This window comes from Streptomyces sp. NPDC058955, from assembly GCF_042741435.1.
GTDB lineage: Bacteria > Actinomycetota > Actinomycetes > Streptomycetales > Streptomycetaceae > Streptomyces.
Map to the genome: position 1 here is coordinate 15570 of NZ_JBHYKM010000075.1, position 23962 is coordinate 39531.

Annotated in this window: 18 protein-coding genes; 7 read left to right on the plus strand and 11 right to left on the minus strand. The window is 74.2% G+C overall.

Annotated elements, in window-relative coordinates; translation table 11 throughout:
* Positions 1-96: 96 nt before the first annotated feature.
* The 3 genes from ACFW1I_RS25280 to ACFW1I_RS25290 form a co-directional block, all read right to left on the minus strand.
* Positions 97-903, minus strand: a complete 807-nt coding sequence (locus ACFW1I_RS25280; protein WP_384673957.1) for a chaplin — start codon at positions 901-903, stop codon at positions 97-99.
* A gap of 137 nt (positions 904-1040) precedes the next feature.
* Complete coding sequence (locus tag ACFW1I_RS25285; protein WP_384673960.1) at positions 1041-2321, minus strand: SWIM zinc finger family protein; 1281 nt, start codon at positions 2319-2321, stop codon at positions 1041-1043.
* On the minus strand, positions 2318-5161 hold the full coding sequence (locus tag ACFW1I_RS25290; protein WP_384673963.1) for an SNF2-related protein: 2844 nt from the start codon (positions 5159-5161) through the stop codon (positions 2318-2320). Before ACFW1I_RS25290 ends, ACFW1I_RS25285 begins: the two co-directional genes overlap by 4 nt.
* Positions 5162-5388: 227 nt before the next feature.
* Here ACFW1I_RS25290 and ACFW1I_RS25295 point away from each other — a divergent pair, with 227 nt between their 5' ends.
* Together ACFW1I_RS25295 and ACFW1I_RS25300 are read left to right on the plus strand one after the other, a co-directional pair.
* Positions 5389-5721 carry a hypothetical protein gene (locus ACFW1I_RS25295; protein ID WP_384673966.1) on the plus strand — a complete coding sequence of 111 codons (333 nt, stop codon included), beginning with the start codon at positions 5389-5391 and terminating at the stop codon, positions 5719-5721.
* Positions 5722-5830: 109 nt separating this feature from the next.
* On the plus strand, positions 5831-6100 hold the full coding sequence (locus ACFW1I_RS25300; protein WP_384673969.1) for a DUF6343 family protein: 270 nt from the start codon (positions 5831-5833) through the stop codon (positions 6098-6100).
* Between the two features lie 15 nt (positions 6101-6115).
* Here the strand turns inward: ACFW1I_RS25300 and ACFW1I_RS25305 are convergent, their stop codons facing one another.
* The 4 genes from ACFW1I_RS25305 to rpsA all read right to left on the minus strand — a co-directional run bounded on the left by ACFW1I_RS25305 (position 6116) and on the right by rpsA (position 9790).
* Complete coding sequence (locus ACFW1I_RS25305; RefSeq protein ID WP_367201261.1) at positions 6116-6484, minus strand: tetratricopeptide repeat protein; 369 nt, start codon at positions 6482-6484, stop codon at positions 6116-6118.
* 57 nt (positions 6485-6541) lie between these two features.
* The gene (gene coaE, locus ACFW1I_RS25310) at positions 6542-7147 is read right to left on the minus strand and encodes a dephospho-CoA kinase (protein ID WP_384673972.1); all 606 of its coding nucleotides are present in this window, start codon (positions 7145-7147) and stop codon (positions 6542-6544) included.
* Between the two features lie 31 nt (positions 7148-7178).
* The gene (locus ACFW1I_RS25315) at positions 7179-8117 is read right to left on the minus strand and encodes a PAC2 family protein (protein WP_384673974.1); all 939 of its coding nucleotides are present in this window, start codon (positions 8115-8117) and stop codon (positions 7179-7181) included.
* Positions 8118-8284: 167 nt separating this feature from the next.
* A complete protein-coding gene (gene rpsA, locus ACFW1I_RS25320) occupies positions 8285-9790 on the minus strand; it encodes a 30S ribosomal protein S1 (RefSeq protein WP_031002689.1) in 1506 nt (501 codons plus the stop codon).
* A 354-nt stretch (positions 9791-10144) separates the two neighbouring features.
* Here rpsA and ACFW1I_RS25325 point away from each other — a divergent pair, with 354 nt between their 5' ends.
* The gene (locus ACFW1I_RS25325; RefSeq protein WP_384673977.1) at positions 10145-10984 is read left to right on the plus strand and encodes a class I SAM-dependent methyltransferase; all 840 of its coding nucleotides are present in this window, start codon (positions 10145-10147) and stop codon (positions 10982-10984) included.
* Between the two features lie 115 nt (positions 10985-11099).
* Positions 11100-13655, plus strand: coding sequence for an ATP-dependent helicase HrpB (hrpB, locus tag ACFW1I_RS25330; protein WP_384673980.1), 2556 nt, complete (start codon positions 11100-11102; stop codon positions 13653-13655).
* Here the strand turns inward: hrpB and ACFW1I_RS25335 are convergent.
* The 3 genes from ACFW1I_RS25335 to ACFW1I_RS25345 all read right to left on the minus strand — a co-directional run bounded on the left by ACFW1I_RS25335 (position 13639) and on the right by ACFW1I_RS25345 (position 16824).
* Entirely contained in the window at positions 13639-14634 is a 996-nt protein-coding gene (locus tag ACFW1I_RS25335; RefSeq protein WP_384673983.1) for a DUF3068 domain-containing protein, read from the minus strand. The two genes, hrpB and ACFW1I_RS25335, sit on opposite strands and share 17 nt — an antisense overlap.
* 9 nt (positions 14635-14643) lie before the next feature.
* Positions 14644-14784, minus strand: a complete 141-nt coding sequence (locus tag ACFW1I_RS25340) for an SPW_0924 family protein (RefSeq protein WP_107049178.1) — start codon at positions 14782-14784, stop codon at positions 14644-14646.
* Between the two features lie 165 nt (positions 14785-14949).
* Complete coding sequence (locus tag ACFW1I_RS25345) at positions 14950-16824, minus strand: lytic murein transglycosylase (RefSeq protein ID WP_384673987.1); 1875 nt, start codon at positions 16822-16824, stop codon at positions 14950-14952.
* A 252-nt stretch (positions 16825-17076) separates the two neighbouring features.
* On the opposite strand from ACFW1I_RS25345, the gene ACFW1I_RS25350 reads away from it, so the two are divergent.
* Entirely contained in the window at positions 17077-17991 is a 915-nt protein-coding gene (locus tag ACFW1I_RS25350) for a DUF4184 family protein (RefSeq protein ID WP_384673989.1), read from the plus strand.
* A 143-nt stretch (positions 17992-18134) separates the two neighbouring features.
* On the opposite strand, the gene polA is transcribed toward ACFW1I_RS25350, so the two are convergent.
* Positions 18135-20846 (minus strand): DNA polymerase I, encoded by a 2712-nt coding sequence (gene polA, locus ACFW1I_RS25355; RefSeq protein ID WP_384673992.1) that lies wholly within the window; start codon positions 20844-20846, stop codon positions 18135-18137.
* Between the two features lie 123 nt (positions 20847-20969).
* Here polA and ACFW1I_RS25360 point away from each other — a divergent pair, with 123 nt between their 5' ends.
* Both ACFW1I_RS25360 and ACFW1I_RS25365 read left to right on the plus strand, forming a co-directional pair.
* Positions 20970-23258, plus strand: coding sequence for an FdhF/YdeP family oxidoreductase (locus ACFW1I_RS25360; protein WP_384673994.1), 2289 nt, complete (start codon positions 20970-20972; stop codon positions 23256-23258).
* A 63-nt stretch (positions 23259-23321) separates the two neighbouring features.
* A complete protein-coding gene (locus ACFW1I_RS25365) occupies positions 23322-23825 on the plus strand; it encodes a PaaI family thioesterase (RefSeq protein WP_384673997.1) in 504 nt (167 codons plus the stop codon).
* Positions 23826-23962: the final 137 nt, after the last annotated feature.

Here is a 23962-nt window from a genome sequence, read left to right on the forward strand (position 1 = left end):
GTGGTGGACACGACGGGCGCGGAGGGGACGCCGGGCCGGGCGGACCGCGGACGGCTCGGGCGTCAGCGGGGCCGGCCCCGGCGTGAGAGGTCCGGGTCAGACCTGGTCGGCCGCGCGGCGGGCACGGCGGTACATCAGCGCGCCACCGAGGAGGAGCGCGGCGCTGCCCGCGGCGGCGAAGCCGACGCTCTCGCTGCCGGTCGCGGCGAGCGACGCGGTGCTGGTCTCGCCCTGCGGGGCGGGGGCGGGCGCCGGGGCGGGGACCGCCGGCTTCTCCTGCTCCGCGACCGGCTTCGGCGGCACGTTGCGCACCGGGGTCTGCGGGCGCGGGGTCGGGATCTCGACCTGCGGCTCCTCGGGGGTGCTCGGGGCGTTGACCCCGGTGTTCCCGACGGCCGGGTTGCCGACGCCCACCACGTTGACCGAGTTGCCGACGACGTTGACCGGCAGGTCGATCGGGAGCTGGAGGCCGTTCCCGGACAGCACGCCCGGGGAGCCCTCGGTGTGGCTCTCGGCGGTGGCACCGCCGCTGTTGACCGCGCCGCCGTCGGTGGAGCCGCCGCGGGTGTCGGTCCCCGCCTGCTCGCCGCCGCGCGGGGTCATGGCCTCGTCCTTGTGGGCGCGGCCGGGACCGGAGTCCCGGGACTCCCCCGCCGGGGCCGAGGTGTTGGCACACGAGTTGCCCGCCGCCGGGTTGAGGAGCCCGACCACGTTGACCGTGTTCCCGCAGAGGTTGACCGGTACGTGGACCGGCAGCTGGATCGTGTTGCCGGAGCCGACGCCGGGCGAGCCGACCGCGGCCCCCTCGGCACCCGAGTCCGCGTGGGCGGCGCCCGCCGACAGCGCGAGCGCACCACCCGTGACCAACAGTGTGGCCAGACCACTTCGGCGCATCTGCCTCATGGCTTCCTGCCTTCCGGAGTTGCACGGGCAAGTGCCCGTACCGGAATAAACGCCGCGAACGCGATTGCCGGATCCGGCCGTCGGCGGGTTTCACCCGTTCGAGGGAGGCTCCGTTCGAGTGGTGGCTCCGGCGTCCGCTAGCGGCCCAGGAGTTCGGTCAGGGCTCCGACCGGGTCGGCGTCGGGAATGCCGCGCGGCCACCAGTCCTCGCGGCCCCGGTCCGATTCGTACGGGTACCACAGCCCGTCCCTGCCGAGCCGGAGTTGGAGCGAGGCGGTGGAGAGCCGGTTGCGCCAGGGGCGGAACGCCGGGAAGTCGGCGGCGAGGAGGGCGGGTCTCGCCCGGTCGAACGGCCCGGCGGGCGGGTCCCAGGGCTCCTCCAGGACCGCGAGCCCCGCCGCGCCGCCCTGGCGCCAGGCGGCGACGGCGCGGGCGAGGTCGGTCGGGGTCCGGTCGAGCGCGTCGGCCAGGTCCCGGTAGAGCGCGCGGGTCGAGGCGGTGAGTCCGGAGCCGGGGTGGGCGGCGGCCAGCCGGACCGCGTCCTGCCACGGGGTGAGGTCGGCGACCGGGTCGTGCCCGGTGGCGAGGAAGGCGTGGGCGCGGGCGGCGGCCTCGCCGGCCAGCAGGTCGAGCGCGAGGGGGTCCGGGGCGTGCGGGTCCGGCGGGAAGACGGCGGGGCGGCCGGGCCGATCCGGCAACGGCAGCGGCGGGGGCAGCGGCAGCGCGGGCCGGGTGGCGGCGAGCACGTCCCGGGCGGGCACGGCGGGCAGGACGGGCGCGGCGGGAGCGGATTCGGCGGCGGACCGGACCGCGTTGCGCCGGGACAGCTCGGCGAGGAGTTCTCCCTCGCCGCGGCCGCGCATCAGGAAGAGGACGAACGGGTCCTCGTCGAGGAGCCGGGCGGCCTGGTAGCAGAGGGCGGCGGCGTGCTTGCACGGGAAGCCGTCGTCGGGGCAGGAGCAGTCGGGGAGCAGGTCGCCGGGGGCGGGCAGCAGCCCCTCGACGGCCTCCAGGGCGTGCGGGACCTCCTTGTCGAGGAGGGCGGCCATGTGCTCGGGCCGGGCGGCGGCCTCGTCGAGGAAGAGCTCCCAGCCGTCGTCGCCGAGGGTCCGCATCCGGATCTCGGTGCGGTACGGGCGGATCCGGCTGCCGTGCACATAGGCGACGACCCGACCCGGGGTGACGGTGATGGCGTCGACGTGGCCGCGTTCCGCGTAGGCCCGGCCGCGGCCGAGGCGGGCCTGGTCGAGCGCGGTGCGCTCCAGGGCGGCCACCCAGGCGTTGCCCCACCAGGTGGCGGCGAACCGCCCGTCGGAGGCTTCGCGGGGCGGGACGGCCGGGAAGGTGCGGCGGCGGTCGTCGTGGCGGGGGCCCGCCGCGCGGGCGGGGCGGGCGGCCCGGGACGCGGGGCGGTTCACGCGGACCTCCTCAGGGAGACCAGGTCGGCCAGTTCGCGGTCGGTGAGTTCGGTGAAGGCGGCCTCGCCGGAGCCGAGGACGGCCTCGGCCAGGGCCCTCTTGGCGCGGAGCAGTTCGGCGATGCGGTCCTCGACGGTGCCCTCGGTGACGAGCCGGTGGACCTGCACGGGCTGGGTCTGGCCGATCCGGTAGGCACGGTCGGTGGCCTGGTCCTCGACCGCCGGGTTCCACCAGCGGTCGTAGTGGACGACATGGCCGGCGCGGGTGAGGTTGAGCCCGGTGCCGGCGGCCTTGAGGGAGAGCAGGAAGACGGGCACCTCGCCGGCCTGGAAGCGGTCGACCATCCGCTCCCGCTCGGCCACCGGCGTCCCCCCGTGCAGGAGTTGGCTGGTGACGCCGCGGGCGGTGAGGTGGTCGGCGAGGAGCCGCGCCATCGTCACGTACTGGGTGAAGACGAGCACGGAGCCGTCCTCGGCGAGGATGGTGTCGAGGAGTTCGTCGAGGAGGGCGAGCTTGCCGGAGCGGCCGGCGAGGCGGGCGGTGCCGCCGCCGCGCGGGGCGTCCTCCTTGAGGTACTGGGCGGGGTGGTTGCAGATCTGCTTGAGCGAGGTCAGCAGCTTCATCACCAGGCCGCGCCGGGCCATCCCCTCGGCGGCCTCGATCTGGCCGAGGGTCTCGCGGACCACCGCCTCGTACAGCGACGCCTGTTCGCGGGTGAGCGGCACCGGGTGGTCGGACTCGGTCTTGGGCGGCAGTTCGGGGACGATGCCGGGATCGGACTTGCGGCGGCGCAGCAGGAAGGGGCGGACGAGCCGGGCGAGCCGCTCCACCGCCTCCTCGTTCTCCAGCTCCTCGTGGTTCTCCGCGGCGCGGGCGTGGCGGGAGCGGAACGCCTTGAGCGGGCCGAGCAGTCCGGGCGTGGTCCAGTCGAGGATGGCCCACAGCTCGGAGAGGTTGTTCTCCACCGGGGTGCCGGTGAGGGCGACGCGGGCGGGCGCGGGGATGGTGCGGAGCGCCTTGGCGGTCGCGGAGAACGGGTTCTTCACGTGCTGGGCCTCGTCGGCGACGACCATCCCCCAGGACCGCTCGGCGAGCTGTGCGGCGCGGGTGCGCAGGGTGCCGTAGGTGGTGAGGACGATCCCGCCGTCGAGGTCGCCGAGGTCGCGCGCGGTGCCGTGGAAGCGGCGGACGGGCACGCCGGGCGCGAACTTCGCCGCCTCCCGCTGCCAGTTGCCGAGGAGCGAGGCGGGGCAGACGACGAGGGTGGGCTCGCGGCGGGCCCGGCGGAGGTGGAGGGCGAGGACGGTCACGGTCTTCCCGAGGCCCATGTCGTCGGCGAGGCAGCCGCCGAGGCCGAGCGAGGTCATCAGGTCGAGCCAGGCCAGGCCGCGGAGCTGGTAGTCCCGCAGGGTGGCGGTGAGTCCGGGCGGGGGCGCGGCGGCCTCGGGGCCGGCGAGCAGCCGGTCGCGGAGGACCGCGAGCGCGCCGACCGGCACGGCGGGGACGGTCTCGCCGTCCACCTCGGCGCTGCCGGTGAGGGCGGCGGCGAGGGCGTCGACCGGTTCCAGCAGGCCCAGTTCGCGCTTGCGGGCCTTGCGGACGAGGTCGGGGTCGACGACGACCCAGCGGTCACGGAGCCGGACGACGGGACGGTGGGCCTCGGCGAGGACGTCCATCTCGCGCTGGGTGAGCGGATCGCCGTCGAGGGCGAGCTGCCAGTCGAAGCGGAGCAGTTCGGTGCTGTCGAAGAAGCTGGTGCCGTCGGTGGCGGAGCCCGGCGCGGACTGCGGGGGGCGGACGACGGCGGAGGCGCTGAGCGAGCGGGCCAGGTCGCGCGGCCAGTGCAGGGCGACCCCGGCGTCGGCGAGCCGGGCCGCGGCGGGGCCCAGCAGCTCGTACAGCTCGGCCTCGGACAGGGCGAGGACGTCGGGCGCGTCCCGCTCCAGGAGGCGGCCGAGCGGGGGCCAGATCCGGGCGGCGCGGCGCAGGGCGAGGAGGGCGTCGATGCGGGCGCGGGGACCGAAGTGCTCGCCCTCCCCCGCCCACAGGGCGGCGGCGTCGATGACGAGCGTCGGGTCGGCGAGGCTGTGCACCTGGAGGATCGCGGCCGCCGCCTGCCGCTCGGCCCCTCCCTCGGCCTCGTCGGCGGTGTCGAAGAGCTCGGCGGCGGAGAGGTCGAGGCGGAGCGAGATCCGCACCCCGGCGTCCATGCCGGCGGCGGCCTCGGCGGCCCAGGCCCGGGCCCCGGGCAGATGCTGCGGCTCGGCGGCGGCGAACGGCGCGCCGACCGCGTGCACGGCGGCGGGGGTGCGCGGCAGGGTGTCGGCGACCGCGTCCAGGAAGGCCCGCACCAGTGCCTCCGGGTCGGGCAGCCCGAGCGGGCCCGACCCGGCGACGGGCACCGCGTGCCCCTCGTACGGCATGGCGGCGGCGACGGCCCGCAGATGGGCGATGTCCTCGGCGTCGAGCGGCCCGGCCCGCCAGGCGTCCAGGTCGTCGGCGGTGAGTCCGGGCAGCAGCCGGCCCCGGGCGACCAGGTGCAGGGCGTGCAGGGCGGCCGCGCCCCAGCAGGCGGTGGCGGGGTGGGCGGCGGGGCTGTGCCGGGCGGCGACGAGCAGGGGCAGGGCGGTCGCCACGGGCAGGGTGACGGCGGGCACCTCCCGGCCGCGGGCGCCCGCGCCGTGCCGTCGGGCGACGGTGATCCGGGTGGACTCCGCGCCCGCGAGGCCGACGGGCTCGGGCAGCGCGGCGCCGTCCGGGGACCAGAGGGCGATCCGGCCGTCCCGGGGCAGCGCGGCCGGCAGGAAGACGGCGGCACGGGCCGTCCAGCGCTCCGTCATGTGCCGCCCTCCCTTCCCCCGGGGTCCATCGGCCGGCGCGGAGCTTCCGCGTCGGTACCCCCGACCTTACGGGCGGGGTCTGACAACGGTCGCCGACGCGTGTCCCCCGACCGGCCCAACCCCGGATGACAGCGGCCTCCCGGGGCGGGAGGGTGGCGTCGACCAGGGCTTTCCGCCGCAGGGGCTGCCGCCGACCGCCTCGCTCGCCCGACCGAAGGGGATCCGCCATGTCCGTTCGCCGGCGTCTCACGACCGCCACCGGGGCCGTGCTGCTCACGCTCACGGTCGCGGGCTGCTCGGGCCTCGGCCGCACCGCCGTCGGTCCCGTCACCTACGAGACCCGCGGGGAGAAGGTGGTGCGGGTGATGAGCCCGCCGGTGCAGGGCTGCCACCGACTGCCGCTGGGCGCGACGCGGGTCGAGAACGGCACGCTGGTGGACCTGGTCCTGTACCGGACCCCGCACTGCCGGGGCGAGGAGCCGATCTACCTGCCGACCAACAGCTCCGACTCGATCGTGCCGGGCACCCTGCCCTGGCGCAGCTACACGATCGTGCACTGAGCCCGGCGCCGTCGCCGTTCCCCTCACCGTTCCCTCCGCCGTTCCCTTCGCCTCCGGGCGGGTAGATGCTGGAAGTGCCCACAGGGATCCGACGGAAGAGGGCGCCGTCATGCGTACCGGTAGCGAGCCGGCCACCGCGCGCAGCGCGCTGCGGCTGCGGTTCTGGCTGAGTGCCTGGGGAATGGTGTGGGCGGTCTTCGGCACGGTGGTCTTCGTGCTGGTCGGCCACCCGGGCTGGGCGGCGGCCTGCGGAGTGCTGTTCCTGGTGGTCGCCGTCGACATGACGATGGTCCTGCGCCATCTGCGGCAGGGCCCGCACTGGCAGCCGGGCCGGGACATCCCCCCGTACGAGCCGGACCACGGCGGCCGGAACCGCTGAGGCCCGGCCGGGCGGTCAGTCCTCGGCGCCGAACCCGGCGGCCCGTACGTACTCGGGCCTGGGGTCGAGCGCGGCGGCCAGCCGGAAGTGCCGGGTGGCCTGGGCGTCCTGTCCCGAGCGCTGGAGGGTGCGGGCGAGGGCGAAGTGGGCGAAGGCGTTGTCCGGCTCGCGCTCCAGCACCAGCTCGAACTCCAGCTGCGCGGGACGCAGCTGGGCGGCGGCGAAGAAGGCCCGGGCCCGCAGGAGGCGGGCGGCGGTGTTCTCCGGGTGCTCGGCGATGACCGAGTCCAGCAGTTTCACGGCACCCCGCGGGTCCCGTGCGGCCAGCAGCTGCTCTGCGGCACGGAAGTCGATGACGTGCGTCTCCGGATTTCTCTCGGCCATGAACTGCATCCTTCCCATGTTCCGGGCCGGGAACACCGGCCGCGGTGCACCCGGCGGCTAGACGGTCTCCGCCGCCCGGCGCGCCAGCTCGTCCCACACCTTCCGCACCTGCGGTTCCAGCGCGTCGAGCGGGCCGTCGTTGTCGATCACCAGGTCCGCGATCTCCAGCCGGTCCGCGCGGGCGGCCTGGGCGGCCATGCGGGCCCCGGCCTCGTCGGCGGCCATGCCCCGGAGCCGTACCAGCCGGTCGAGCTGGGTCTCGGGCGAGGCGTCCACGACGACGACGAGGTCGTAGAGCGGAGCGAGGCCGTTCTCGGTGAGGAGCGGTACGTCGTGGATCACCACGTCCCCGGGGCCCGCCGCGCCCTCCAGCTCGGCCGACCGGGCCCCGACCAGCGGGTGCACGATCGCGTTGAGCGTGGCCAGCCGCTCCGGGTCGGAGAAGACGATGGAGCCGAGCTTGGGCCGGTCCAGGGTGCCCTCGGCGGTGAGGACGTCCTCCCCGAAGGCGGCCACGACGGCCGCGAGCCCCGGCGTGCCCGGTTCGACGACCTCGCGGGCGATCCGGTCCGCGTCGATCAGCACGGCCCCGTACGAGACGAGAAGCCGCGACACCTCACTCTTGCCGGCGCCGATTCCGCCGGTCAGGCCCACCTTCAGCATGGGCGGCAGCTTAGGCCCTGGCCGCGCGGTGCTAGGCGTCGCCCTCTCGTTCGGCGAGGAAGCGCTCGAACTCGCGGCCCAGCTCGTCGGCGGAGGGCAGGTCGACCGGTTCGGCGACCAGGCTGCCGCGGGTCTCCGCGCCGGCCACGGCGTCGTACTGGTGCTCGAGGCCCTGGACCAGGGCGACCAGCTCCTCGTCGCCCGCGCCGATCTGGCGGTCGATCTCGGTCTGGGTGCGGCGGGCCTCGGTGCGCAGCGCGTGGGCGACGCCGGGGAGGACGAGCCCGGTGGCGGCGGTGACGGCCTCCAGGGCGGTGAGCGCCGCGTCCGGGTACGGCGAGCGGGCCACGTAGTGCGGGACGTGGGCTGCGACGCCGAGCGTGTCGAAGCCGGCCTCGGTCAGCCGGTACTCGATGAGGGACTCGGCGCTGCCGGGCACCTGGGCCTCGTCGAAGGGGCTGCGGTGGCCGGGCATGAGGTCGGTGCGGTTGCCGTGCGGGGTGAGGCCGACGGGCCGGGTGTGCGGGACGCCCATGGGGATGCCGTGGAAGTTGACCGCGAGCCGGACGCCGAGCCGTTCGACGATCTGGGCGACGGCGGCGGCGAAGCGCTCCCACTCGACGTCCGGCTCGGGGCCGGAGAGGACGAGGAAGGGGGCGCCGGTGGCGTCCTGGACGAGGCGGACCTCGATGGCGGGCGTCTCGTACGCGCTCCACCGGTCGCGCCGGAAGGTCAGCAGGGGGCGGCGGGCGCGGTAGTCGACCAGCCGGTCGTGGTCGAAGCGGGCGACGACCTGGTTCGGCAGGGCGTCGAGGACCCCGTCGACGATCTGCTCGCCGGTCTCTCCCGCGTCGATGTAGCCGTCGAAGTGGTACAGCATGACCAGTCCGGTCGACTCCTGTGCCAGGGCCAGATCGACCACGGCCAGGCCCTTGGCGTCCCACTCGTACAAATCCTGGGGATCAAGCACGGTTACCGCTCCTCCTCGCGTCTTCGGGGAGAACGCTCCCGAGGGCAAGGTCATTCCCGGCGGCGGCCGGGGCGGGGGCCGGAAACGCGAACCGGGGCCCGCTCCCCCGGAAGGGAGCGGGCCCCGGTGTGCTGCTAGCGACTAGCGCCGCTCAGCGGTGAGCCTGTTCAGCTCTGGCCGCCGGCGAGCTTCTCGCGGAGGGCGGCGAGGGCCTCGTCCGACGCCAGGGCGCCGGCGGAGTCGTCCGACTCGGAGGAGTAGGAGCCACCCGAGATGCCCGCACCGGCGTTGCCGGCGGCCGGGGCGGCAGCGCCCTCGGCAGCGGCGGCCTCGTCGGCCTCGCGGGACTTGATGACCTGCGCCTGGTGCTGCTCGAAGCGAGCCTGCGCCTCGGCGTACTGGGCCTCCCACGCCTCGCGCTGGGTCTCGTAGCCCTCGAGCCAGTCGTTGGTCTCGGGGTCGAAGCCCTCGGGGTAGATGTAGTTGCCCTGGTCGTCGTAGGACGCGGCCATGCCGTACAGGGTCGGGTCGAACTCGACCGACGCCGGGTCGGCACCGAAGGACTCGTTGGCCTGCTTCAGGGACAGCGAGATCCGGCGACGCTCGAGGTCGATGTCGATGACCTTGACGAAGATCTCGTCGTTGACCTGGACGACCTGCTCCGGGATCTCCACGTGGCGCTCGGCCAGCTCGGAGATGTGGACCAGACCCTCGATGCCCTCGTCCACACGGACGAACGCACCGAACGGAACCAGCTTGGTGACCTTGCCGGGGACGACCTGGCCGATCTGGTGCGTGCGGGCGAACTGCTGCCACGGGTCCTCCTGCGTCGCCTTCAGCGACAGGGAGACACGCTCGCGGTCCATGTCCACGTCGAGAACCTCGACGGTGACCTCCTGGCCGACCTCGACGACCTCGGACGGGTGGTCGATGTGCTTCCAGGACAGCTCGGAGACGTGGACGAGACCGTCGACGCCGCCCAGGTCCACGAAGGCACCGAAGTTGACGATCGAGGACACGACGCCGGAGCGGACCTGACCCTTCTGAAGGGTCGTGAGGAAGGTCTGGCGGACCTCGGACTGGGTCTGCTCCAGCCAGGCGCGGCGGGACAGGACCACGTTGTTGCGGTTCTTGTCCAGCTCGATGATCTTCGCCTCGAGCTCCTTGCCCACGTAGGGCTGGAGGTCGCGGACACGACGCATCTCGACCAGGGAGGCCGGGAGGAAGCCGCGGAGGCCGATGTCGAGGATGAGACCACCCTTGACGACCTCGATGACGGTACCGGTGACGATGCCGTCCTCTTCCTTGATCTTCTCGATGGTGCCCCAGGCACGCTCGTACTGGGCGCGCTTCTTCGAGAGGATCAGGCGGCCTTCCTTGTCCTCCTTCTGGAGAACCAGGGCCTCGATCTCGTCGCCGACCTTGACGACCTCGTTGGGGTCGACGTCGTGCTTGATCGAGAGCTCGCGGCTCGGGATGACACCTTCGGTCTTGTAACCGATGTCGAGCAGGACCTCGTCCCGGTCGACCTTCACGATGACGCCGTCGACGATGTCGCCGTCGTTGAAGTACTTGATCGTCTCGTCGATCGCGGCGAGGAAGGCTTCCTCGTTACCGATGTCGTTGACCGCAACCTGCGGGGTGGTGGCGGTGGTCTCGGTGCTGCTCGTCATGTGGGAAAGGGCTCCGGTTACGGACAGAAAGTCGTAGGTACTGCTACGCCGAGAGCCCGTATCGCACTGAAGAAGCCGGACAGCTGATGAAGCGCCTTCCGATGAACGGGGGCGCCTCGTAAACCGAGGGGACTGCAACAGGTGCGAGCGCGGCCTGCTCCGTCTGAGGCGCGCAGGCCCGCAGCGCAACCTTTAGCATACGGGGGCGGCCGGACAGGGTCAATGCGCGAAGCGCGCACCCGGGACAGAACCACGCAAACCCGGCACCACTCGTGCCGGTTCGTGTCCACCCGTGCCTCATCGGCGGGGTCCGCCGGAAGGCGGCACTGAGCGCAAACTACATCGACGGGCGAGATGAACCAAGAGTACGAACACGAAGTCCCGCTCTCCTCGGACGAGGAGGAGGCGGAGGCCACCCGGCGTGACGCCGGGGACGCGGAGAGCAGCCGGGCCAGCCGGGGCTGGTGGGACCGGAACGCCGACGAATACCAGAGCGAGCACGGCGCCTTCCTCGGCGACGACCGCTTCGTGTGGGGTCCGGAGGGGCTGGACGAGGCCGAGGCCGGGCTGCTCGGGCCGGCGGAGGGGCTGAAGGGGCTCGACGTCCTGGAGATCGGCGCGGGCGCGGCGCAGTGCTCGCGGTGGCTGGCGGCGCGGGGCGCCCGGCCGGTGGCGCTCGACCTGTCGCACCGGCAGCTCCAGCACGCCCTGCGGATCGGCGGGGAGGTGCCGCTGGTGGAGGCGGACGCGGGGGCGCTGCCGTTCCGCGACGGCTCCTTCGACCTGGCGTGCTCGGCGTACGGGGCGGTGCCGTTCGTGGCGGATCCGGTGCGGGTCTTCCGCGAGGTGCGGCGGGTGCTGCGGCCGGGCGGCCGCTGGGTGTTCTCGGTGACGCATCCGATCCGCTGGGCGTTCCCGGACGAGCCGGGGCCGGAGGGCCTGTCGGTCGCCGCCTCCTATTTCGACCGGACGCCCTACGTCGAGCAGGACGAGTCGGGGCGGGCGGTGTACGTGGAGCACCACCGGACGCTCGGCGACCGGGTGCGGGACGTGGTGGCCGGGGGCTTCCGCCTGGTGGACCTGGTCGAGCCGGAGTGGCCGGCGTGGAACAGCCAGGAGTGGGGAGGCTGGTCGCCGCTGCGGGGGAATCTGATCCCGGGCACGGCGATCTTCGTGTGCGAGCGCGAGGACTGAGACCGGAGCCGTTCGACGTCGGACCGCCGCACTCGGAAGTCTGACAGTCGTACTTGTAGGCGGGCCTGTGGACAACCGGGCCCGCCTTTTTTCGTTCGCGTACGAGACTGAGTGCGTGATCCGACACGACGTACTCGATCTGCTTCCCGTCCGCCATGCCGTTCCCGAGCTGCTGGCCGCGCTCGCCGAGCGCGGCACGGCGGTGCTGCACGCGCCGCCCGGAACCGGCAAGACCACGCTGGTGCCGCTCGCGCTCGCGGGGCTCATAGGGGACGGGCCGGAGCGGCGGGTGCTGGTGGCCGAGCCGCGCCGGATGGCGGTGCGGGCGGCGGCCGCGCGGATGGCGTGGCTGCTGGGCCAGGAGGTCGGCGGGGCGGTCGGCTTCTCCGTGCGCGGCGAGCGGCGGGCCGGGCCGGCGACCCGGGTCGAGGTGGTGACGACGGGCGTCCTCCTCCAGCGGCTCCAGCGGGACCCGGAGCTCGCCGGGGTGGACGTGGTGCTGCTCGACGAGTGTCACGAGCGGCATCTGGACGCCGACACGGCCCTGGCGTTCCTGGTGGACGTACGGGCCGCGCTGCGGCCGGAGCTGGGGCTCGTCGCCGCCTCGGCGACCAGCGACGCGGAGGCGTGGGCCCGGCTGCTGACCGCCCAGGAGGGCGGCGGGCCGGCGCCGGTGGTGCGCAGCGAGGGCGAGGGGCACGGGTTCGCGGTGCGTCATGTGCCGCCGCCGGCGGGGATCCGGCCGGCGCACGGCACCTGGGTGGATCCGGCGCTGCTGCGGCATGTGGCGGCGACGGTGCGGGAGGCGCTGGCGCGGCACGACGGCGACGTCCTCTGCTTCCTGCCCGGTACGGGGGAGATCGCGCGGACGGCGGGGCTGCTCGACGGGGTGGACGCGGAGGTGCTCCAGCTGCACGGGCGGGCTCCGGCGGCGGTGCAGGACGCGGTGCTGCGGGGTGCGGGGCCGGACGGGCGGCGGCGGGTGGTGCTGTCGACGTCGGTGGCGGAGTCGAGCCTCACGGTGCCGGGGGTGCGGGTCGTGGTGGACGCGGGGCTGGCCCGGGAGCCGCGGATGGATCATGCCCGGGGGCTCGGGTCGCTGGCGACGGTGCCGGTGTCGGCCGCGGCGGCGACGCAGCGGGCGGGGCGTTCGGGCCGGGAGGCGCCGGGCACGGTGTACCGGTGCTGGGCGGAGGCGGAGGAGAGCGGCCGGGCGCGGTTCCCGGCGCCGGAGATCCGGATCGCGGATCTGGCCGACTTCGCACTGCGGGTCGCCTGCTGGGGCGATCCGACGGCGGAGGGTCTCGCGCTGCTCGACGCGCCGCCGGCCGGGGCGCTGGCGGCGGCGCGCTCGGTGCTGGAGGCGATCGGGGCGGTGGACGCGGCGGGCAGGGCGACCGGGCGGGGCGAGCGGATGGCCCGGCTGGGTCTGCATCCGCGGCTCGGGCGGGCGCTGCTGGACGGGGCGGCCGAGGTCGGGGTGCGGCGGGCGGCCGAGGTGGTGGCGCTGCTGAGCGAGGAGCCGCCGCGGGAGTACGGGGACGATCTGACGGCCGCCTGGCGCGCGGCCCGGCGGGGCGGGGACGGGTACGGGGCGCGCTGGCGGGCGGAGGTGCGGCGGCTGGAGCGGGCGGCGGCCGCGGAGGCGGCGGGCGGCGCCGGGGAAGGGGGAGCCGGGGGCGCGGCCGGGGAGGACTCGGTGGCCGGGGTGGTGACGGCGCTGGCGTTCCCGGAGCGGCTGGCGCGGGCGCGGGAGCGGGGCGGGCATCTGATGGTGTCCGGGAGCGGGGCGCGGCTCGGCGAGGGGTCGGGGCTGCGGTCGGCGCCGTGGCTGGCGGTGGCGGTGGCTGACCGGACGGCCCGGGACGCGACGGCGCGGGTGCGGCTGGCGGCGGTGGTGGACGAGGCCGTGGCGCGGCGGGCGGCGGGGCATCTGTTCCGGGCCGGCGAGGAGGTGCGCTGGGAGGACGGCGATGTGGTCGCGCGGTCGGTGGAGCGGTTGGGGGCGGTGGAGCTGACGGTGCGCCCGCTGGGGTCGGGGGCCGATCCGGTGCTGGTGCGGGAGGCGCTGCTCGACGGGTTGCGGCGGGAGGGGACGGGGCTGCTGCGGTGGAGCCGGGAGGCGGTGGAGCTGCGGGAGCGGCTGGCGTTCCTGCGCGAGGCGGTGGGCGGGGCGTGGCCGGACGTGTCGGAGGAGGCCCTGGTGGAGCGGGCCGAGGAGTGGCTGGAGCCGGAGCTGTCGCGGGCGGCGCGGCGGGCGGATCTGGGGCGGATCGACGCCGGGGAGGCGTTGCGGCGGCTGCTGCCGTGGGCGTCGGGCGAGGCGGGGCGGCTCGACGAGCTGGCGCCGGAGCGGATCGAGGTGCCGAGCGGTTCGCGGATCCGGGTGGCGTACGGGGAGGGGCGGCCGGTGCTGGCGGTGAAGCTCCAGGAGATGTTCGGGCTGGACGGGACGCCGACGGTGGCGGGGGTGCCGGTGCTGGTGCACCTGCTCTCCCCCGCCGGGCGGCCGGCGGCGGTCACCGCGGATCTGGCCTCGTTCTGGCGGGACGGCTACCGGGCGGTGCGGGCGGAGCTGCGGGGGCGGTACCCGAAGCATCCGTGGCCGGAGGACCCGTCCTCGGCGGAGCCGACCCGGCACACGAGCGCGCGGCTCAGACGGGAGGGGTGACGGGTTCCCGTTCCGCCTTCGGGGCGGTTCCGGGCGCGGGGCGGCGGGAGCGGTGCTCCAGCCAGAGGGCGAGGGCGAGCAGGAGGAGGGCGAGGACGGTGAAGGTCCACGGCAGCCAGGAGACGAGGAGGAGGACGGTGGTGCGGTTGGAGGAGACCAGCTCGACGGTGTCGGCGACGTAGTCCTCGCGTATCTTCACGTGGCCGGCGAAGACGGTGACGGTGTCCTTGCCCGTGAGGGCCTTGGCGCCGCGGAGCTCCTCCTTGTGGATCTCCTCGCCGTTGACGGGGGCTCCGGTGACGGGCTCGACCCAGAACATCCGCTTGGTGGTGTACCAGCGGGTGAGGCCCATGCTCGCGATGACGTCGGGGGTGATGCCCTCGACTGGCATGGCCTTGGGCATGGGCACCTGGGTCCAGGGGACGGTCTGCTCGTAGTAGTAGACCTCCAGGCCGCGGAAGGTGCGGGTGCCCACGTAGTGGATGGGCGACGAGGTGCGGGTCTGGGCGTCGAAGTAGAGGTAGTCGCGCTTCTCGGTGAGGAAGGGCCATTTGTACTCGATGCCCTCGCGCACGACCGGGTCGCCGTCGACCATCTCGCCCGGCACGTTCACGGGGTCCTGGGTGTGCGCGTCGAACACGTACCGCTCGGGGATCTTGGACACCATCGTGCCGTCGGGTCCCATGACGTAGGAGAGGCCGTCCCAGACGACGACGTCACGGTCGGTGCCCGCCTCGATCCGCTTCGACTCCTCCACGTTGCCCTTGAGGGTCTGGACGATCGTGATCTTCTCGACCTCGCGGGCCTTGAGGGTGCCGTAGTCGAGGAGGGTCGCGGGGCGCGCCTCCAGGACCATCTCCTGGTACTGGTTCGGCGGGATCTTGGCCAGCCGGGGGAAGGCGTACCAGCGGAGTGTGGGGGCCATGGCGGCGAGGAAGACCGCGAGGGAGAGGAGGACGAGGCTGGCTCGGCGGCGCACGGGGGCTCCCTACTTCTTCGGGCCGGGGTCGGCGGTGAGCAGGGGTCTGGGCGAGGTGGGGCCGTCGGGCGGCAGGTCGACCACGGAGACGAGCAGGACGAACAGCAGGACGGGTACGAGTCCGATGGCTGCGGCGACGAGGGCGCGCATGTCGGCCTCCCGGCAAGTGATCTGATGGGTCGTCAGGGCGGGGGCACCGTAGCAACGCGACCGTGAGATGAGAACAGCTCGTGGCGGGACGGACGCAAACGCGCGCCGCCCCCGGCGTCCCGGGAGGGACGCGGCGGGGGCGGCGCGGAGGAGGGGAGGTGCGGGTCAGCCGGTGGGCGACGGGCTCGTGGAGGGCGAGGCCGACGTGGAGTCGGACGCGGTGGGCGTCGGCTCGGTCGTCGGCGCCGGGTCCGGGGTCGGCTCCGTCGTGGGCGGCGGGGTGGTGGCCGGGGCGGTGACGGTGAGCGTCAGCTTCACCGTGCCGCCGCCGGGCGCGGTGAGCCAGAGGACGTAGCCGCCGGCCTTCTCGCCGGCCACCAGGTCGGCGATGGACAGACGGCCCTGGGCGTCGGTCTTCAGGACCCGGGTGCGGATCGGGTTGCCCGCGGCGTCCTTGCCGAAGGACGGGCCGTCGGCGCTCTGGGTCGGCGCGTCCGTCGAGTCGGCGACCACCGCGGTGACGCTCACGCCGGCGGCGAGCGCGCCGCCGAGGCGGGCCTCGACCGTCACGTCGGCGTAGTCGGCGCCGGTCTGGGCGGTCAGGGCGGTGTCGCCGATCCGGGCGAGCGCGTCGGCCTTGCGGACCTCGACGGTCGCCTTCAGTTCGGCGGCCGGCAGGGAGCGGCCGGGGACGGTGGCGCGGATGGTGAAGGGCTCGGCCTTCGCGCCGGCGCGGAGGGCGGGGGCCTTGGCGACGCCCTGCGCGTCCGAGGTGACGGTGACCGTGGTGGCGCCGGCGGGGAAGCGGGCGTCGGTGGTGGCCGGCAGCTCGAAGCGGACGCTGACACCGGCGACCGGGCGGCCCGAGGCGTCCACGGCGGTGACCGTCGCGGCCTGGGCGAAGGTGCTCTCGGTGACCGCGGTGAGCACCGCCGTGCCGGGCCTGAGGCGCGCGACCCTGAGCGTCGGCGGGACCTCGACGGGCTTGGCGGCGGGCGGCCGGGTCGGGTCCGTGGTCGGCGGCTTCGTCGGATCGGTCGGCTTCGGCGACGGCGAGGGCGAGGCCGGGCTCGTCTCGGTGGGCTTCGGCGACGGCTTGTTCTGCGACGGGCTGGGGCTCGGGGACGGCGAGTGCGGCGCGGCGGACCCGGACGGGCGGACCGTCCCGCCGGTGACGGGCCGGTCGCTGCGGTCGACCGGGAGGACGCCCGTGCCGTCCGGGACGGTGTGGGCGCCGCGCCCGTAGTACTCGAACCAGGAGAGGACGGTGTTCAGGTACTCCGTGGAGCGGTTGTAGCTGAGGATCGCCCGGTCGAGGTCGGCCTTGATGGCCAGGTTGCGGCCGTCGGCGCACAGGTACATGCCCGCGGCCTGGGCGGCGTCGTAGATGTTGTTGGGGTCCTTCTTCCCGTCGCCGTTGGCGTCCTGGCCCCAGGTGGCCCAGGTGGACGGGATGAACTGCATGGGGCCGACGGCGCGGTCGTGGGTGGTGTCGCCGTCGAAGGCGCCGTCGTCGGTGTCCGAGATGTTGGCGAAGCCGACACCGTCGAGGACCGGGCCGAGGATCGGGGCGAGGGTGGTGCCGTTGGCGTCGACGCGGCCACCGCGGGCCTGGCCGGACTCGACCTTGCCTATGCCCGCGAGGAGCTGCCACGGCAGGTTGCAGGAGGGGTCGGTGGCGCGGACCGACGCCTCGGCGCGGCGGTAGGCGGCGAGGACGGTCGAGGGTATGCCCGCCGCGGCGGGGCCGGTGACGATCGGCACCGAGGGCGAGGTGGGCAGCACCCCGGGCCGGTTCGGCGAGTTCAGCGGCGGCAGGTCGGTGTAGTACGGCGAGTCGCCGGTGGCCGAGCCGCCGTCCATGCCGCCGGCCGGGCCGGTGGCGTCGCCGGCGCCGATGGCGCGGTCGCCGTTGAGGTTGTCGGTCGGCGGCGGGATCGCTCCCGGACCCTGCGAAGCGGCCAGCGCCGCGACCGCGGCCGCCACGATCGCTCCACTCGTGGCGCCCCTGCGCAGGCGGCGGCCGAATTGCGCTGCCATACCGTGCTCCCTCCCCAAATCGACTGCAGCCGCACGCTCCCCGCGTGTGGCCTCAGGCGACCCTATGCGATGTCCGTATCACGGGACACCAGCACCTGACCGGGTTTCACGCTTTCGTCACCCCTTGGCCTCCCGGCGGCCGGACACGGAGGTCCGCACTCCGGAGTCCGGAGGCCTCCCGGGAACCGTCCGGGCGGTGCGGCGCCTCTTGCCGTGCGGGCCGATCATCCGTACGACCGGGAGGTTCCTTCCGTGCCCTTCACCCTGAGCCACGCCGCCGCGGTCCTGCCGGTCCTGCGGCGGGACGGGACCGCGCGCGGACCGCTCCTCGCCTCCGCCCTGGTCGCCGGCAGCTTCTCCCCCGATCTCACCTACTTCGCGGCGACGGTGGTGCCCGGGGCGATGGAGTTCGGGGAGGTGACCCACTCCCCCGCCGGGATCGTCACCGCCGACGTGCTCATCGCCGCCGTCCTGGTGGGGCTCTGGCTGACGGTCCGCGAGCCACTGGTGGGACTGCTGCCGGAGCGGTGGCGCGGGCGGGTGCACACCGTGGTGCGCGGCCGGCCGTGGCGGGGGCGGCGACCGGCCGGGCTCGCCCTCGCGTTCGCCGGGTCGGCGGCCCTCGGCGCGGCCACGCACGTCGTCTGGGACACCTTCACCCACATCGACCGGTGGGGGACGCGGACCATCCCGTTGCTCGCGGAGGTCGTGGCCGGCTTCCCGGTCTACCAGTACGCGCAGTACGGGGGTTCGGCACTGGCGCTGGCGCTGCTCGGCTGGTTCACGGCCCGGGCGCTGCGGGCGGTACCGGCCGGGACGGAGCCGCCCGCCGCGGTGCCGGTACCGAGCCGGCGCGGGCGACGGGCGGCGCTGCTGCTGATCGGGGGCTGTGTGCTCGCGGGAGTCGCGCACCGGGTGCTGCGCTGGGCGGCGTACTGGGGCTGGGGCCGGATCGAGACCCCGCTCGACATCATCCCGACCGCCTGCTTCGGGGCGGGCGCGGGGCTCGTCGCGGGACTCCTGCTGTACGGGACGGCGGCCCGGCTGCGAGCACGGGGAGCGGCCCCCGCCCCCGGTCCGGAGGGGGAACCGGAACGGGAAGCGGTCCCGGCGGACCGTGCGGCGCGCTCCCGTCCGGACGTTCGCCGAACCGGGACGCCGGGGTGAACCCGCGGGCGGCGGGGGCCTGCAGCCACGCTCCGCCATCCCGGGAACGGTCCGCAGGAACCGCCCCGGAGTGATCCACCCGGCGCACACGCCGGTGGCCGCACCCCGCGAGGGGGTGCGGCCACCGGTGGAACGCCGTGGGGTCAGTGCGCGGCGGAGTCCCAGTCCGGGCCGACGCCGACGGAGACGTCGAGCGGAGCACGCAGGTCGGCGGCGGCCGACATCTGCTCGCGGACCAGGGCCTCGACCCGCTCGCGCTCGCCGGGAGCGATCTCCAGGACGATTTCGTCGTGGACCTGGAGGAGCATCCGGGAGGCGAGGCCGGCCTCGGTGAGGGCCTGGTCGACCTTGAGCATGGCGACCTTGACGATGTCGGCGGCGGTGCCCTGGATGGGGGCGTTGAGCGCCATCCGCTCGGCGGCCTCGCGGCGCTGGCGGTTGTCGCTGTTGAGGTCCGGCAGGTAGCGGCGGCGGCCGAGCATGGTCTCGGTGTAGCCGGTGGCACGGGCCTCGTCGACGACCCGGCGCAGGTAGTCGCGCACGCCGCCGAAGCGCTCGAAGTACGTGTCCATCAGGCCGCGGGCCTCGCCCGGGTCGATGTTCAGCTGCTGCGAGAGGCCGAAGGCGGAGAGCCCGTAGGCCAGGCCGTACGACATGGCCTTGATCTTGCGGCGCATCTCGGCGTCGACGGCGGACCGCTCGACGCCGAAGACCTGGGAGGCGACGGTGGTGTGCAGGTCCTCGCCGGAGGTGAACGCCTCGATCAGGCCCTCGTCCTCGGAGAGGTGGGCCATGACGCGCAGCTCGATCTGGCTGTAGTCGGCGGTCATGAGGGACTCGAAGCCCTCGCCGACGACGAAGCCGTGCCGGATCGCGCGGCCCTCGTCCGTCCGCACCGGCACGTTCTGCAGGTTGGGGTCGGTGGAGGAGAGCCGGCCGGTGGCGGCGACGGTCTGGCTGAAGGTGGTGTGGATCCGGCCGTCGGCGGCGACGGTCTTGATCAGGCCCTCGACGGTGGACCGGAGCCGGGCCTGCTCACGGTGGCGGAGCATGATGACCGGCAGCTCGTGCTCGGTCTGGCCGGCCAGCCAGGCGAGCGCGTCGGCGTCCGTCGTGTAGCCGGTCTTGGTCTTCTTGGTCTTCGGAAGGTTGAGCTCGCCGAAGAAGACCTCCTGGAGCTGCTTGGGCGAGCCGAGGTTGAACTCGTGGCCGACCGAGGCGTGGGCCTCCTTGACGGCCTGCTGCACGGCCCCGGCGAACTGCTGCTCCATGACCTCCAGGTGGTCGCGGTCGGCGGCGATGCCGTGCCGCTCCAGGCGGGCGAGGAGGACCGAGGTGGGCAGCTCGACGTCGTACAGGAGCCCGCGGGCGCCGACCTCGTCGAGCTTGGTCTCGAAGGCGGTGCCGAGGTCGAGGACGGCACGGGCCTGGGTCATCAGGGCCTCCGCCTCGGCGTGGTCCTCGGCGCCGAAGGCAAGCTGGCCCTCGGAGGCGGCGGCGGGCGCCAGCTCGCGGCCGAGGTACTCCAGGGAGAGGGCGTCCAGGGCGAAGGAGCGGCGGCCGGGCTTGACCAGGTAGGCGGCGAGCGCGGTGTCCATGGTGACGCCGGCGACGCTCCAGCCGTGCTCGGGGAAGACCCGCATCGCGCCCTTGGCGTTGTGCAGGACCTTGGGGCGCTCGGGGTCGGCGATCCAGGCGGACCAGGCCCGCTCGTCGGCCTCGTCCAGCTCGCTGGGGTCGAACCAGGCGGCCTCGCCGCCGGCGCCGGCCAGGGCGATCTCGGAGACGCTGCCGGTGCCGAGCGCCCAGCTGTCGACGGTGGCGACGCCGAGGGGCCGGGTGCCGTGCTCGGCCAGCCAGGGGGCCAGCTCGCCGGAGCCGAGGACGGTGAAGTCGAGCTCGACGCCGGGGGCGGGGGCCGGCTCGGCCGCCTCGGCGGAACCGGGGTCGACGGCGAGGAGCCGCTCGCGCAGCGAGGGGTTGCGGATCTCCAGGGTGTCGAGGACGAGGGCGACGGCCTTGCGGTCGTACGGCTCGCGGGCCAGGTCGGCGACCGTCCTCGGCAGCTCGACGTCCCGGACCATCTCGGTGAGCACGCGGTTGAGCTTGACGGACTCCAGGTGGTCCCGGAAGTTCTGCCCGGCCTTGCCCTTGACCTCGTCGGCGCGCTCGACCAGCTCGGCGAAGGAGCCGAACTGGTTGATCCACTTGGCGGCGGTCTTCTCGCCGACACCGGGGATGCCCGGGAGGTTGTCGGACGGGTCGCCGCGCAGGGCGGCGAAGTCGGGGTACTGGGAGGGGGTGAGGCCGTACTTCTCCTGGACCTTCTCCGGGGTGAAGCGGGTCAGCTCGGAGACGCCCTTGGTGGGGTAGAGCACGGTGGTGTGGTCGGTGACCAGCTGGAAGGAGTCCCGGTCGCCGGTGACGATGAGGACCTCGAAGCCCGCGGCCTCGGCCTGGGTGGCGAGGGTGGCGATGATGTCGTCGGCCTCGAAGCCGTCGACGGCGAACCGCGGCGCGTTCATGGCGTCGAGGAGTTCGCCGATCAGCTCGACCTGCCCCTTGAACTCGTCGGGGGTCTTGGAGCGGTTCGCCTTGTACTCGGGGAACTCCTCGGACCGCCAGGTCTTGCGGGACACGTCGAAGGCGACGGCGAAGTGCGTGGGCGCCTCGTCGCGCAGGGTGTTCGCCAGCATCGACGCGAAGCCGTAGATCGCGTTCGTCGGCTGCCCGGTCGCGGTCGTGAAGTTCTCCGCGGGCAGCGCGAAGAACGCCCGGTACGCGAGCGAGTGCCCGTCCATGAGGAGCAGGCGGGGGCGGGTGTCTGCGGGGTTCTTCGATGCTGTCTCGGCCACAACGACGATCCTGCCACGGACCGCCGACAATCCCGTCCACACCGGTCGGGGTGCCGGGCTGTCGGTGGCCCGTGACAGGATCGGACACGTACCCCACAGGTGACTCGCTCAAGGGAGAGCGCGATGGTCAGCAAGCCGCCGGCCGGTGACCCGGTCCAGGACGCACCGCAGGTCACACCGCCGCAGCACGCCGCGGCCGGCCTGCCCGCCATCGGGCACACCCTCCGGATCGCGCAGGAGCAGATGGGCGCCGTGCGCACCGCGCGGACGCTGCTCAAGGTCAATCAGAAGGACGGCTTCGACTGTCCGGGCTGCGCCTGGCCGGAAGGCGACAAGCGACACCTGGCGGAGTTCTGCGAGAACGGGGCGAAGGCGGTCGCCGAGGAGGCGACGCTGCGGCGGGTGACGCCCGAGTTCTTCGCCGCGCATCCCGTGGCGGAGCTGGCGGAGCGGAGCGGCTACTGGCTGGGGCAGCAGGGCCGGATCACCCAGCCCGTGTACCTGCCCGAGGGCGCCGACCGCTACGAGCCGGTGACGTGGGAGCGGGCCTTCGCGATCCTCGCGGAGGAGCTGACCGCGCTCTCCTCCCCCGACGAGGCGCTCTTCTACACCTCGGGCCGGACCAGCAACGAGGCCGCGTTCCTGCTCCAGCTCTTCGCGCGCGAGTTCGGCACCAACAACCTGCCGGACTGCTCGAACATGTGCCACGAGTCCTCGGGCTCGGCGCTGACCGAGACGATCGGCATCGGCAAGGGCAGCGTCTCCCTGGAGGACCTGCACCGGGCGGACCTGATCATCGTGGCGGGGCAGAACCCGGGCACGAACCATCCGCGGATGCTGTCGGCGCTGGAGAAGGCGAAGGCCGGGGGCGCCCGGATCATCTCGGTGAACCCGCTGCCGGAGGCGGGCCTGGAGCGGTTCAAGAACCCGCAGACCCCGCAGGGCATGCTGCGGGGGGCGGCGCTCACCGATCTCTTCCTGCAGATCCGGATCGGCGGCGACCAGGCCCTCTTCCGGCTGCTGAACAAGCTGGTCCTGGAGACCCCCGGGGCGGTCGACGAGGAGTTCGTACGGGAGCACACCCACGGCTTCGAGGAGTTCGCGGCGGCGGCCGGGCAGGCCGACTGGGAGGAGACCCTCGCGGCCACCGGGCTGTCCCGGACGGAGATCGAGCGAGCCCTTGAGATGGTGCTGGCCTCGGAGCGGACGATCGTCTGCTGGGCGATGGGCCTGACCCAGCACAAGCACTCGGTGCCGACCATCCGCGAGGTGGTCAACCTGCTGCTGCTCCGGGGGAACATCGGGCGGCCCGGCGCGGGCGTGTGCCCGGTGCGCGGGCATTCGAACGTGCAGGGCGACCGGACGATGGGCATCTTCGAGCGTCCGGCGCCGGCCTTCCTGGACGCGCTGGACAAGGAGTTCGGCATCGTCTCGCCGCGCCACCACGGCTTCGACGTGGTGCGCTCCATCCAGGCGCTGCGGGACGGCGAGGCGAAGGTGTTCTTCGCGATGGGCGGGAACTTCGTCGGCGCGACCCCGGACACCGAGGTGACCGAGGCGGCGATGCGCAACGCCCGGCTGACCGTGCACGTGTCGACGAAGCTGAACCGCTCGCACGCGGTGACCGGCCGGCGGGCGCTGATCCTGCCGACGCTGGGCCGCACGGACAAGGACGTGCAGAAGAGCGGCCGCCAGTTCGTGACGGTCGAGGACTCGATGGGCCTGGTGCACGCCTCGCGCGGCAATCTGCCGCCGGCGAGCCCGCATCTGCTCTCCGAGCCGGCGATCGTGGCGCGGCTGGCGCGGGCGGTGCTGGGCGCCGGGTCGGCGACGCCGTGGGAGGCGTTCGAGGCGGACTACGCGACGGTGCGGGACCGGATCGCGCGCGTGGTGCCCGGTTTCGAGGACTTCAACGCGCGGCTCGCGGCGAACCCGGGCGGGTTCGCGCTGCCGCACGCGCCCCGGGACGAGCGGCGCTTCCCGACGAAGACCGGGAAGGCCAATTTCACGGCGGCGCCGGTGGAGTACCCGCGGGTGCCGGAGGGCCGGCTGCTGCTGCAGACGCTCCGATCGCACGATCAGTACAACACCACGATCTACGGTCTGGACGACCGCTACCGGGGGATCCGGGGAGGCCGCCGGGTGGTCCTGGTGCACCCGGAGGACGCGGCGGCGCTGGGCTTCGCCGACGGGGCGTACGCGGATCTGGTGAGCGAGTGGTCGGACGGCAGCGAGCGGCGGGCGCCCGGTTTCCGGGTGGTGCACTACCCGACGGCGCGGGGGTGCGCGGCGGCGTACTACCCGGAGACGAACGTGCTGGTGCCGCTGGAGTCGACGGCCGACATCAGCAACACCCCCGCGAGCAAGTCCGTGGTCGTGCGTCTGGAAGAATCACCGCGACCGTCCGCCTAAGCGCTTGCTCAGCCAGCCGGGCGACGGAAGGATCAGCCGTACGACGACGAACGGAGCCGGTTCATGGGTGAGCAGCAGCACGTGAAGTTCCCGCAGGAGGTCATCGACGAGTACGCCGCGCTCGGCGTGGATCTGCCGGCGCTCTTCTCGGCGGGGCACCTGGGGAACCGGATGGGCGTGCAGATCCTGGAGGCGTCGGCGGACCGGGTCGTCGGCACCATGCCGGTGGAGGGCAACACCCAGCCGTACGGGCTGCTGCACGGCGGCGCCTCGGCGGTGCTCGCGGAGACGCTCGGTTCGGTGGGTTCGATGCTGCACGGCGGCTCGTCGAAGATCGCGGTGGGCGTGGACCTGAACTGCACCCACCACCGGGGGGCGCGGAGCGGCCTGGTGACCGGCGTGGCGACGCCGGTGCACCGCGGGCGGTCGACGGCGACGTACGAGATCGTCATCAGCGACGAGGAGGGCCGCCGGGTCTGCTCGGCGCGACTGACCTGCATGCTGCGGGAGATCGGTCCGCTGGACGCGGGCAACCTGCCGCAGGAGGCGAGGCTCAACGGCGCCTGAGCCGGGGCCGGTCGGCCGGTTGCGCGAAGGGGGGGGGAAGGGGGGGGGGTGCGCCCCCGGGGGGGTCACCGGCACCCGCTAACCCCCGGCCCCCGGCGGACGGCGGGGGGGGGGCGGGGGGGGGGCGGGGGGGGGCC